Annotated in this window: 7 protein-coding genes; 1 reads left to right on the top strand and 6 read right to left on the bottom strand. The window is 64.6% G+C overall.

The window, feature by feature from the left end; translation table 11 throughout:
• Nucleotides 1-14: 14 nt before the first annotated feature.
• The 4 genes from HLH45_RS19565 to HLH45_RS19550 form a co-directional block, all read right to left on the bottom strand.
• Complete coding sequence (locus HLH45_RS19565) at nucleotides 15-2,465, bottom strand: family 20 glycosylhydrolase (protein WP_008572056.1); 2,451 nt, start codon at nucleotides 2,463-2,465, stop codon at nucleotides 15-17.
• 257 nt (nucleotides 2,466-2,722) lie between these two features.
• Nucleotides 2,723-3,790 carry a glycosyl hydrolase family 18 protein gene (locus tag HLH45_RS19560; protein ID WP_017155577.1) on the bottom strand — a complete coding sequence of 356 codons (1,068 nt, stop codon included), beginning with the start codon at nucleotides 3,788-3,790 and terminating at the stop codon, nucleotides 2,723-2,725.
• A gap of 3 nt (nucleotides 3,791-3,793) precedes the next feature.
• On the bottom strand, nucleotides 3,794-5,479 hold the full coding sequence (locus HLH45_RS19555) for an alpha-L-fucosidase (protein ID WP_031423701.1): 1,686 nt from the start codon (nucleotides 5,477-5,479) through the stop codon (nucleotides 3,794-3,796).
• Nucleotides 5,480-5,685: 206 nt separating this feature from the next.
• The gene (locus tag HLH45_RS19550) at nucleotides 5,686-8,358 is read right to left on the bottom strand and encodes a TonB-dependent receptor (RefSeq protein WP_014090757.1); all 2,673 of its coding nucleotides are present in this window, start codon (nucleotides 8,356-8,358) and stop codon (nucleotides 5,686-5,688) included.
• A gap of 720 nt (nucleotides 8,359-9,078) precedes the next feature.
• Between HLH45_RS19550 and HLH45_RS19545 the strand changes: the two genes are divergently transcribed.
• On the top strand, nucleotides 9,079-10,077 hold the full coding sequence (locus HLH45_RS19545) for a glucokinase family protein (protein WP_008572061.1): 999 nt from the start codon (nucleotides 9,079-9,081) through the stop codon (nucleotides 10,075-10,077).
• A gap of 301 nt (nucleotides 10,078-10,378) precedes the next feature.
• Here the strand turns inward: HLH45_RS19545 and HLH45_RS19540 are convergent, their stop codons facing one another.
• Nucleotides 10,379-11,113 (bottom strand): 16S rRNA (uracil(1498)-N(3))-methyltransferase, encoded by a 735-nt coding sequence (locus HLH45_RS19540; protein WP_008572062.1) that lies wholly within the window; start codon nucleotides 11,111-11,113, stop codon nucleotides 10,379-10,381.
• Nucleotides 11,104-12,522, bottom strand: a complete 1,419-nt coding sequence (gene bioA / locus HLH45_RS19535; protein ID WP_011348219.1) for an adenosylmethionine--8-amino-7-oxononanoate transaminase — start codon at nucleotides 12,520-12,522, stop codon at nucleotides 11,104-11,106. Before bioA ends, HLH45_RS19540 begins: the two co-directional genes overlap by 10 nt.
• Nucleotides 12,523-12,538 lie beyond the last annotated feature (16 nt).

The following is a 12,538-nucleotide window of genomic DNA, read 5'->3' as shown; positions in this document are numbered from 1 at the left end:
TCTCCTAGGGTGGCTCAGCGCGTGGCGGCGGGGGGCGCCTGCGCAGTGGTTTCAATCAGTTGGACGGCGCCGATGGCATACAGGGGGCCGCGGATCGGCGCGGTGAAGCGCAGGCAGAGATCGTGGATGCCGGTGCGTGCAGGCAGTGCGGTTTCCAGGGTGAATTGTTCGCCCAGGGTGTCGCTGCGCGGCAGCTGCACGCTGGCGATCAGATCGCCGTCGCAGCCCAGACGCACTTCCAGCTCACCGCCGCGGGTTTTGGCCGGGTATTGCACGACCTTGGATTGCTCGTGAGCCAGGCCGAAATTGTTGGGCAGGCGTGCGGCGTCGATGCGGATTGCGCCGATACCGTCCAGCCGTGCCTGCGGATACAGGCGGCAGGCATGGAACAGGTCGACGTTGTACACCGGCGTGTCGGCGCCGGTCATCTCCGGCAGCAGCGGCAGCCGCAAGCCGAGCGCGCCGGTTTCGACGCAGTGCTGCAGTCCCTGCGTATCCACCCGCAACAAACTGGCGCGATCGAAGGTACGGCTGCGCGTGGCCGCCAGCGGCGTGCCGTTCGCATCGAACGCCGTGGCCTTGACCGTGGTCGGCAATCGAATCGTCAACGGCGCGCTGTAGCGCGGCGATGCCGGCGTGGGCTCGCTGCCGTCGATGGTGTAGTGCAGCGTGCCCGCGCCGGCTTGCGTGCTCAGTGTCACCTTGGCCGGCCCGCCGGCGAGCACCGGATTGGGTCCGCCTTCCAGCGCGATATCGGCAGCGAAGGCGCCGTCGCTGTAATCGATGCCCAGCGCCTTGTAGCGCTGCAGCTGCGCCGGCATGCGGGCCAGAAAGCTGTTCCAGTTGCGCGCTGCCGGCGGCGACCAGGTCACTTCCGCTATTGCAGATAAACGTGGGAACAAGGCGTGATCCACATGCCACTGCGAGGGGATGTATTCGGACCACAACGCGCCTTGTGCGCCCAGTACATGCCTGGCCTGTTCGGCGCTGAGCTCGGCCGGTACCGGGTCGAATGCGTAGACCTTCGACAGCGGCAACACCGTGAGGCGACCGTTCGGTTCGTCGCTGCGGGTGGTCTGCAGGTTGTCCAGATACAGCCAGTCGCCCGGCGCCAGCACCACATCATGGCCTTGCTGTGCTGCAATCACCGCGCCTTCGATGCCGCGCCACGACATCACCGACGCACTGGCCGGCACGCCGCCTTCCAGAATTTCATCCCAGCCGATCATGCGCCGGCCGTGCTGGGTGAGGTAGGCCGCCAGCTGTTCGTTGAACCAGCCCTGCATCGCATGCGCGTCCTTGACCCCGAGCTTGCGCATCTGCGCGCGCACCGCCGGCGAGGCTTCCCATTGATCCTTCACCGCCTCATCGCCACCGATGTGGATGTAGGTCGATGGGAACAAGGTCAGCACTTCGTCCAGCACGTTGGTGATGAAGGTCAGGCTACGTTCGCTGGTGTTGAACAGGTACGGGTTGACGCCCCAGTCCACGCCCACCTGCGTGCGTGCGCCGGGTACGCCCACTTCTTCGGGGTAGGCGGCAACGGCTGCCTGTGCATGGCCGGGCATGTCCAGTTCCGGCAGCACCGTGATATGCAGGCGCGCCGCATAGGCGACGATCTCGCTGATCTGTTCCTGGGTGTAGAAGCCGCCATAACGCTGCGGCGTGCCGTGCTGGCCGGCGCCGGGCGGTGTGCGCCATGCGCCTACCTCGGTGAGCTTGGGATAGCGCTTGATCTCGATGCGCCAGCCCTGGTCATCGGTGAGATGCCAATGCAGCACGTTGAGCTTGTGCAGGGCCATCGTATCGAGCACATGCTTGACCGTGTCCACATCATGGAAATGCCGGGCCACATCCAGGTGCTGGCCGCGCCAGCTGAAACGCGGCCAGTCGCGAATCGTCACCGCCGGCAGCCGGACCTCGCCCTTGCGTGCATCCGGTGTCATCAATTGCCAGGCGCTGATTGCGCCGTACAACAAGCCGGCGCCATCGCGCGCGGCGATGCGCACGCCCCTGGCATCGGCCTCCAGGCTATAGCCTTCCTTGTGCGCTACCGGCGCCTGCGCGCTGCGCTCCAGGCGGATGCTGCCCGGCGATGCGCTGGCTTCGGCGCGCACTTCCAACCGCAGCCCGCGTGTGCGTTGCAGCAAATCGGCCAGATGTTCGGCACTGCGGCGTGCATCGGCATCGCCGGGCACGATCGAAATCACCGTGCCGGCGCCCACCGTGAAGCTGCCGCTACCGCGTTTGACCTCGACTGCTGCGGGAATCAGTGGCAACGGGGTACCCGCAGTGTCTGCGGTTGCGGCAGCAGGTGCGCCGGCGGTGGCAGCGGCCGGCGAGGTGCCTGGTGCACGTTGACCGCAGCCGGCCAGCGACACTGCTGCGAACGCAAGCGCAAGCAGGCGCGAGGAGAACGGCGCGACGGCTGTCAGGCGTGCGGTGGGTGCGGAGTTCGACGTCATGCAATCACATCCCGGTATGGCGGCGGTACACGGCAGCCACGCACAGTAGCAAAGCCGTATCGGAAGACGCAGTGACCGGCGCACGCTTGGTCCCGCTGCGCAGCGTGGGCACCGCGTGGTCATGCGATCACGTCAGGGGCGTCGGTCGCTGCAAAACGGGCGCGGGCAACGCTGGAATCGGAATGCAGCCACGCAGTCCGATTCCTTGCACCAGCCGTGCCCGCCTGATCGCTGTGCCATCGTAGCGTCGGCTGCGCTTAGCGCTGCGCGGTCGGTAGCTCGTCCCACACCTTCGGGTCTTCGGCGCCCAGCACCCAGCAGCTGAAGCCTTCCAGGCCGTATTGCTTGGTCAGCTCGTAACGTGCCTTGAAGCTGCGCGCGTCCGGGCGGAACACCCACTCGCGCATGTCGTCGCGATAGAAGTAGAACCACGATTCCTGCTCGACCGGATCCCACTGCACGGTGGCGTTCTGTTCCTGCGCCAGCGGGAACGACTCGTCTGCATCGATATACGTTGCGGAAATGTTCGATGCCTCGGTGCCGTCTTCCTTCACCGGGTTGCCGGTGTACCAGCGGTAGCCGTAGGTGGCGATGCCCAGCGACAGCTTGTCCTTCGGCACCTGGGTGATGGCGTAATCCAGGTGCTTCTTCATCCACACCATGCCATCGACCGGGCCCGGCGTGGTCCAGCGCGTGTGCTGGTCGTAGGTCATCAGGCTGACCAGATCCACCGCCTGGCCCAGCGCCTTGAGGTCGTACGCACCGCGCCAGTATTCCCACATCCACTTGGAGAACTGGCCGCCTTCGGCATAACCCGGTGCATTCGGCACCACGGCGACCGACATCTTGAAACCGGCCTTGTGCAGCGCATCTGCGGTCTGCTTGACCATCAGCGTGTAGGCGTCGCGGTCGGTCCAGGCGATGTTTTCGAAATCGAACTGGAAGCCGTAGTACTTGTGCTGCTTGCCGTGGATGAGCAGCGATTCGATCATGCGCTTCTTGGCGGCTTCGTCATGCATCAGCTTGTGGAAGCCTTCGCGACCGGTCGTCATCGACAGGATCGGCATCACCCGCAGCTTGTGCTGCTTGGCGATGTCGTACAGGTACATGTTGGGGGTGCCGTTGACCAGGCCGTTCTGGTCCACGCCGTACCAGGTGGGCACCACCACATCGATCTTGTCGACGTTGGCAATGAACGAGTTGGTCGATTTCTGCGTGTTCATCAGATAGAACAACGCCGTGGGGTTTTTGGCCAAGGCCGGGGCGCAGGCAAATGCCAGCGCGAGCAACATCCAGGTCAATCGCTTGCTCATGAAAGACAACATCCGTCAGGGAGTGGGGGAGGAGAGGTCGATGCGGAACACATAGGCACTTTCGCCAACCGGCTTGGCCGGCAGGCGCAGATGCAGGCCGTCGGCCCGTTGTTCGAACGGGATCTTCTTGCCGTTTGCCAGCAAGGTCACCGCGCGCACGCCGTCGGCGGCCTTGAGCGAGCGGATCACCGCCTCGCCATTGCTGGGCCAGCCGAGTTCGATCGCATACAGCGCGCCATCGCGGGTGGTGAAGCGGAAATCCTCGGCCGTGTACGGCTTGGTCTTGATGTCCTGGAAAGTGCCGCCCACCACTTCGGTGGGGCCTTCGCCATACACGCGCCACGGCTTGCTGTCGTAGATCGCGCCGCCGTTGGTCTTGAGCCACTTGCCGATCGCCAGCAGGATGCCGCGCTCGGTCTCCGGAATCGAACCATCGGCGCGCGGGCCGATGTTGAGCATCAGGTTGCCGTTCTTGGCCACCACGTCGGCCAGCATGTGGATGATGAAGGTGGGCGACTTGTAGGTGTCGTTTTCGATATAGCCCCACGAGGCGTTGCTCACCGAGGTGTCGGTCTGCCAATGCGTGGGGTGGATGCCGGTGAGCTGGCCGCGCTCGATATCCAGCGTGCCTGCACCTTCGGGGAAGGCGCCCAGCTTGTAGTTCACCACCACGCCGCGGTCTGCTTCGGTACGCGCCGCGCCCTGGTTGTAGTAATACGCCAGCATCGTCGGCAGGCTGCGGCGGAAGGTGGGGTGGGCGATCCACCAATCGAAATAGATCAGGTCCGGTTGATAGGTGTCGATCAACTCGGTGGTGCGTGCCAGCCAATCGTCCAGCCAGGCCTGCGAGACCGGTGTCCAGTCGTTGGCCACATCGGCATCGTCCTTGCCCGGCAGGCGCACCTGCGCCGGACCATACAGCGCGGCGTAACGCGGATCGTTGACGTCCGAATCGAAGGTGCGCCCGCCATCGAAGAACCAGTTGTGTTCGGCACGGTGCGATGACAGCCCGAAATGCAGCCCCTGTGCGCGGATGGCCTTGGACAACTCGCCCAGCAGGTCGCGCTTGGGCCCCATCTTCATTGCGGTCCAGTCGGACAACTTGGAGTCGTACAGCGCAAAACCGTCGTGGTGCTCGGCCACCGGCACTACATAGCGCGCGCCGGATTGCCGGAACAGCTTGGCCCAGCCATTCGGGTCGAACTTGGGCGCGGTGAACTTGGGAATCAGATCCTTGTAGCCGGAACTCGCCTGCGGCCCGTAGGTCGCCACGTGATGGGCGAATTCCTTGGAGCCTTGCAGATACATGTTGCGCGAATACCACTCGCTGCCGAACGCCGGCACCGAGAACACGCCCCAGTGGATGAAGATGCCGAACTTGGCGTTGTCGTACCACGCCGGCGATTGATAGGCCTTCAGTGCGGCCCAGTCGGGACGGAACGGGCCCTTGCGTGCGCCGGCTTCGGCTTCGCGCACCAGACGTTCGCGTTCGGGCGCATAGGCAGCGGTGGCATCGAGCCACTGCTGGTCGATCGCCTCGGGGCTGAGCGTGGTGGCGGTAGGGGCGGTGGGCGATTGCGCCGCGTTGACGTGCAGCGCGGGCAGCGCGAGCAACAGAGCGAACGCGAGCATTCGGCTCCTGGGTGCAGCTCCGGCGTGGCGGCGGGATGGAGCCGCGAACTGGCGGCTATCGGTCGTCATGGGAACTGCACTCCTGTAAGCGAAACGCGTCGGTCATGCTGCGGCCGCGCGTAGATGGCGAAAGCGGGCCTGGCCACGCCCCCTCGGCGGCGAAGGGGCGTGGCCAGTACCACTCCTTGTTGCGACATCGACCTGCCGCTGCGGACAGCGACAGGTCCAAAAAAAAGCGCGCCACCGTGGAGGGTCGGTGGCGCGCCGGGACTACATCAGAACTTGAAGTTCAGCTGGGCCTGGTAGCCGCGGCCGTTCTTGTAGAACGCTGTCGGGGTGTCCCTGGTTCCGCTGTACAAGCGGTAGGTGGAATCCAGCAGGTTGGTGGCGCCGAAGGTGAGGCCCATGTAGTCGGTGATCTGATACGAGGCGGTCAAATCCAGCTGCTTGTAGCTGTCTGCGAAGTCTTCCGAGCCCAGGCGTCCGATCTGGGTGAAGTACTTCGAGCGGTAGCTGTAGTTCACACGCACCGTCCAGTCGCCGTGTTCCCAATACGGGATCACGTTGTAGGTGTCGCGCGACAAGTAGGGCAGGTTCAAGCCGGTGCTCGCATCGGATTTGGCAAACGTGTAGTTCGCCTGCAATCCGAAGCCGAGGCCGAACGCCTGCTGATAGTTGATCGATGCGCCCTTGACCTTCGCATCGGAAACGTTGACCGGCGTGGTCACCTGGTAGACGCCCGCCACCGCCGGCGGCGCCGGATTGAGCTGCTGGCTGACCGTGGTATTGACGATGTAGGAGCTGATATCGCGATAGAAGACTTCACCGGACAACATGCTGGACGGCGCGAAATACCATTCGGCAGCCAGATCGTAGTTGGTGGATTCGTACGGCTTCAGATCCGGGTTGCCACCGTTGGCGGTCAGGTTGCCGTTGCCGCTGTTGATGGTGAACGAACCGGCCAGATCGGCATAACGCGGACGTGCGATGACCTTGGCAGCCGAGAAGCGCAGCACGGTGTCGTCGGTGACGTCATAGGCGATGTTGAAGCTCGGCAGCGCCTTGCGGTAGTCGTTGGTTTCGGCAACACGGCTGAAGGTGGTGCCACCGTCCTGGCTCTGCCAGTACTCGGACTTGTCGGTGGTGTCGACCAGGCGCACGCCAACGTTACCGCGCCACTTGCCGGTCTCGTAGTTCAACTGCGTGTAGAAGTTCTGCGTGATTTCCTTCACGTCGAACGAGGAGCCGAAGTCGGTACGGTACGGTCCCTGCGGCTGCGACAGCAGATAGTTGCGGACCGAGCTCAGGCTGGCGGTTGGCCAGGTGGTCAGATCGCCACTTGCACCCAAACCGTCATACAGACCGCTCGGGGTGGTGCCCGGGTTGAACTGGGTCAGCGACACCGGATCGGTGGTGTTGATGCGGTTGCCGCGTGCGTCTACACCATTGTTATGGTTGATGTACTTGTAGCCGAACAGCAGTTTGGTGAACGGGCCAACCGCCAGGTCACGTGCTGCATCCCACTGGAAATATTTCTCTTCATCCTTGCTCTTCTGATAGAAGATGCCGCCAGCCTGCGTGGCGCTGGCATCCTGCGAACCCGGAGCAAGGCCTGCCGGCGAGCCGGGCAGCGTCCAGTTCGATGCACCGCCATTGGCGTAATTGACTGCGGTGTGCGAACCGTCGAAGTCGTAGTTATAGCCGCCATCGGTCATCAGGAACTTCATCAGGTATTCGGGGTTCTTGCCGCCCGTTGCCTGGGTGTCGCCAACCTGGGTGGTGAACACCCACTTTTCACCCGACCAGTCGTGACGCAGGTTCAGGCTCTTGGTCGTGACGGTGCTCTCGCGATAGTTCGCATCCAGCTGCGCGTATGGCTGATCGTTGACGCCACCGCGGGTGTTGTCCGATACCGTGGCCGAGGAGACCACACCGTTCTCGACGTTGGCGCTGGTGATCTTCTGGATGTCGTTGTTACAGGCCGGGCAGACGTAACGCGATTCGCTGAAGTTGTTGTACTTGCCCTTGATGTACAGGCCGGTCAGGTTGAACTCGTTCTGCTCGTCGGGCTTCCACTGCAACGCACCTTGCACGCCGCTGCGTTCGCGGGTCTGCTGGAAGAATGCGCTGTTGATGCCGGCCGGCACGCGCGCGGTGGCCACATCGCTGCCGTCGCCGGTGATGGTGGCGGTCGGCGGAATGTTGGCACCGGTGGTGTAGCCGAAGTATTCGATACCGGCGCGTGCCAGGTCCTGCTTGTCGTGCGTGGCGGAGATCAACGCGCCGAAGGTTTCGTCGTCGTTCTTCCAGCTCCACAGCGCCGAACCGCGCGGATTGCCCTCTTCGGAGCGGTCGTTGTAGTTGTAGCCGACCGAGCCGCGGATGGTGTTCTTGGGCAGGTCCAGCGGCTTGCGGGTGTGCACGATCACCGTGCCGCCGATCGAGCCTTCGTCGATGCGCGCTTCAGGGGTCTTGTAGACCTCCATCAGGCCGATGATTTCCGGCGACAGCAGCGTGTAGTTGAAGGTACGGCCGCTGGTATCGGTCGGGTTGCCGCCCCAGTCGCCCGAGGCGATGGTCTGGCCATTGAGCAGCACGCGGTTCAAGGCCGGGTCGGTGCCGTTGATGCTGACCTTTTCGCCTTCGCCGAACTGGCGGTCGACGCTGATACCCGGAAGATGCGACAGCGATTCGGCCGCATTGACGTCCGGGAACTTGCCGATGTCTTCGGCGCTGATCGCATCGACGATGGAGTTGGCCGAGCGCTTGACTGCCTGGCTCTTCTCCAGCGACGCGCGGTAGCCGGTGACGGTGATGGTATCCAGCTCGGTGGTGGCCGACGGCGTGCTGGCCGGGGCTTGTTGTTCTTGTCCGGCAGCCATTGCAGAGCCGGAGCAGTACAGAGCGGCGGTGATACAGAGTGCTAACGTCGTGGTGCGGCTGTGCATGGCTAAACCTCATTGGTTAGTGCTGTGAGCGTGCTGCCCTGCAATAGGACGCAACGCGCTCGGCGTGGCCGGCAAAACAACACGCCCTGACCGATCGCGATGATTGCGCTGGCACGCTTGTTTCGAAGCAGGGTGCAGGCGATTCGCGCGGTGAAGGAGGTGTCCCCCGTGTGGTGAAGCGGTGGAGCTAAACGCACATCAGCGAGCGGGAACGTCGGGCGACGCACGACTCGCGAATCTGGAATGCCAGGCGAGGGAATGCCCGTTCTTCAGTACCGAACAGTCCATGGCCCCTCCTGCCAGAACTCCGATTTGAATCGAGTCTCGCGTAGCCCTGACAGCGTTGTCAACACGTCGTCACAGATCTCTGATGTGGCTGCGATTGCGCTGCAATGCAGCATTTTCAGGCGAAAGCCGACTTTGCCTCGCAGCAGTTTGCGCAATACGCTTTGCGAGCGCGACTGCTACCATCGGCGCGTACGATCGAAAATGTCGCAGCTGCCCCGGTTCGCCCTGGGGTTGTGCAGGAATCGCCGTTGCGCCTGCGTATTTTTGGCGAATGACGCGCGCCGTCCCGTCCGGGACGCGTCGCGGTTGCCACGGTTGCGTTACAGGACGATTGCTGACAACGTTGTCTACCCGTTGGCCGTTCGTCGGACAACGCGCGACGACGCCAGCCGCCGCCACTGATCAGGAGAATGCGTGAGCGCAAGCAGTCCAATGGAAGCGGTGGCCTTTCCGCGCCACGAAACCTTCGTTGCCGCCGATGTGGGCGGGACGCACGTGCGCCTGGCGCTGGTGTGCGAAAGCGATGACGCAGGCAAGCCGGTCACGGTGCTGGACTACCGCAAGTACCGCTGCGCCGAGTATCCGGGTCTGGCCGACATCATGACCACGTTCTTCGCGGAACTGGGATGTGCACCAGTCCGCCGGGGCGTGATCGCCAGCGCCGGCTACGCGCTGGAAGACGGCAGCGTGATTACCACCAATCTGCCCTGGGTGCTGGCACCCGAGCAGATCCGCCGCCAGCTCGGCATGCAGGCCCTGCATCTGGTCAATGATTTCGAAGCGGTCGCCTACGCGGCCAATTACATGATCGGCAACCAGGTCATGCAGTTGTCTGGCCCGGCGCAAGGTGCCGCGGGCCCGGCCTTGGTGCTTGGTCCGGGCACGGGCCTGGGCGCGGCGCTGTGGATCCCCAACGGTGCCCATCCGGTGGTGCTGCCCACCGAAGCCGGCCACGCGGCACTGGCGCCGGCCAGCGATCTGGAAATGGCGTTGCTGCAGGAACTGCGGCGCACGCGCACTCACGTGGCTACCGAAACGCTGTTGTCCGGCCCGGGCCTGTTGAATCTGTACACCGCGCTGGCCGCCTTGCGCGGCGACAGCGTGGTGCATGCCACCCCGGCCGACATCACCGCGGCCGCAATGGCCGGCAACGATGGATTGGCGCACGACGCGCTGCAGGCGTTTTGCGGATTTATGGGCAGCGTGGTCGGCGACCTGATGTTGCTGTATGGCGTGCGCAGTGGTGTCTATCTGGCCGGCGGTTTCCTGCCGCAAATCGCCAGCTTCATCGCCGAGAGCGATTTTGTCGCGCGCCTGCTCGACAAGGGCGCCTTGCGTCCCGCGTTGGAGCAGGTGCCGGTGAGCATCGTCGAGCACGGCCAGCTCGGCGTCATCGGTGCTGCCAGCTGGTTCCTGCAGCACGGCCGCTGAGCGCTCGCACATCGGCAGGTGCAGCAAGCCGGCTGCAGCCAGATCGATCACCTCCGCATCCCGCAGGAGCGCACCCGGCGCGATGAGGGGTTACCGATAAACGCCCTGTCGCGCCCAGGTGCGCTCCTACGAGACTGCGCGGGTGTCAGGTCGGGACGCGGTGGACGGAGCCGTCAACATACAAGAGACGACGCCATGCCGAGCAAATTCCCGCATCCCCGTAGGAGCGCACCCGGGCGCGATGAGGCGTTACCGATAAACGCCCTGTCGCGCACCGGTGCGCTCCTACAAGGTCCCGGCGCTATAAGTCCCCGAACCGCGACTGCAGCGCCGCAATCGCCGCCAGTCCCGCCGTTTCGGTGCGCAGGATGCGTGGCCCCAGCTGCAGGCCGCTGAAGCCCGCCTCGGCAAGTAGCGCGCGATCGCGCGGCGACCAGCCGCCTTCCGGCCCGATCGCCACGACGACGTGTTGCTGGATGCTCGATGCCAACGTGCCCAGGCGATGCTCGCCCTGTGGGTCCAGCGTCAGCCGGAGCGCATGCGCGTCGCTAGCCTGCGCCGCGTCCTGCAGACCCTGCGGCACGGCCACGCTGGGAAGACGTGCGCGCCCGGATTGCTCGCAGGCCGACACCACCACGCTGCGCCAGTGCGCCACGCGTTTTTCGGTGCGCGCCGCATCGAGCTTGACCTCGGTGCGCTCGGCGATCACCGGTACGATCGCCGCAACGCCCAGCTCGGTGGCCTTCTGCAGGATCAGATCCATCTTTTCCCCGCGCGCGATGCCTTGCATCAAGGTGATGCGCAGCGGCGATTCGTTGGAGAGCGGCTCGGCGCGTTCCACCAGCGCACGTGCATCGCGCTTGCCCGCCACGGTGATGCGTGCGTGGTAGTCGCTGCCGTCGCCGTTGAACAGGATGCAGGCATCGCCCTCGCGCAGCCGCAGTACCCGCAGCAGGTGATTGGCCGACTCTTCCGGCAACGTCACTTCCTGGTCGCAGTGCAGCGGCAGCGCGACATGCGAGCGGGTCAGGCGCATGCGACCGCCTCGGTGATGGCATGGCCGGTGGTGTCGGCCAACAACGCAAGCTGCGCCTCGTCCACGCAATACGGCGGCATCCAGTACAGCACGTCGCCGAGCGGGCGCAGCACCACGCCTTTCTCGAGCGCCGCGCGATACGCCTTCAGGCCGACGCGCGCGGCGGACGCAAACGGCGTGCGCTTGTCGCCGCCCTGGGTCAGCTCGAACGCCACGATCATGCCGGCCTGGCGCACGTCCGCCACGGCCGGGTGTGCGCCGATCTGCGCAGCGAGCTCGCGCATGCGCGCGGCGATGGGTTGGTTGCGCGCAATCACGTCGTCGTCTGCGAAGATTTTCAAGGTCGCCAACGCCGCCGCACATGCCAGCGGATTGCCGGTGTAGCTGTGCGAATGCAGAAACGCACGCTCGCGCGAATCGTCCAGGAACGCGTCGTACAACTGCTGCGTGGCCAGCACCGCCGACAGCGGCAGGAAGCCGCCGGTCAGCCCCTTCGACAGGCACAACAGGTCGGGCATCACGCCGGCCTGTTCGCAGGCGAACAGGGTGCCGGTACGGCCGAAGCCGGTGGCGATCTCGTCGGCGATCAAGAATGCGCCATGGGCATCGCACAATTCGCGTGCGCGGCGCAGATACGCCGGGTGGTACATGCGCATCCCGCCCGCGCATTGCACGCGCGGCTCCAGAATCAGCGCACAGATTTCGCCGGGCGAGCGTTCGAACAGTGCCTGCAACGCATCGGCTGCCTGCAGCGCATAGTCTTCGGCGCTTTGCCCCGGTTCGGCCAGGTAGGCATCGGGCGAGGGCGTGAACATTGCTTCCAGCAACAGCGGCGCATACACGCGCCGGTACAGCGGAATATCGCCCACCGATAGCGCGCCGATGGTTTCGCCGTGGTAGCCATTCTCCAGTGCAATGAACCGCGTCCGCCGGTGGTCGCCGCGATTGTGGAAGTAATGAAAGGCCATCTTCAGCGCCACCTCCACGCCCGCCGATCCGTTGTCGGCGTAGAACACCTTGGACAACGGCGCGCGCCCGGCCTGGCGTGGCGCGATCGCCAGCAACTGCTCGGCCAGTTGCACGGCCGGCGTATGCGTGAAGCCGGCCAGCATCACCTGTTCCAGTTCGCCGGCCTGGCGCGCGATGGCCGCGCCGATGCGCGGTTCGGTATGACCGAACAGGTTGGTCCACCAGCTGCTCACCGCGTCCAGATAGCGGCGGCCGTCATGGCCGACCAGCCATGCGCCTTCGCCACGCGCGATCGGCACCAGCGGCAGCGTGTGCGGGTGCTCACGCATCTGCGTGCAGGGGTGCCACACCACGCCGAGATCGCGTTGTCGCCAATGTTCGGCAGTTTGTGCGGCTGCAGGGTCTGCTAGGATTTCGGGTTCATGGACATGTCGATGCATCCGCCTATTCTATCGG

The sequence above is a fragment of the Xanthomonas euvesicatoria genome (assembly GCF_013112235.1).
Taxonomy (GTDB): domain Bacteria; phylum Pseudomonadota; class Gammaproteobacteria; order Xanthomonadales; family Xanthomonadaceae; genus Xanthomonas; species Xanthomonas euvesicatoria.
The sequence above is the reverse complement of the archived record's forward strand: the minus strand, read 5'-3'. Positions and strand labels throughout refer to the sequence as shown.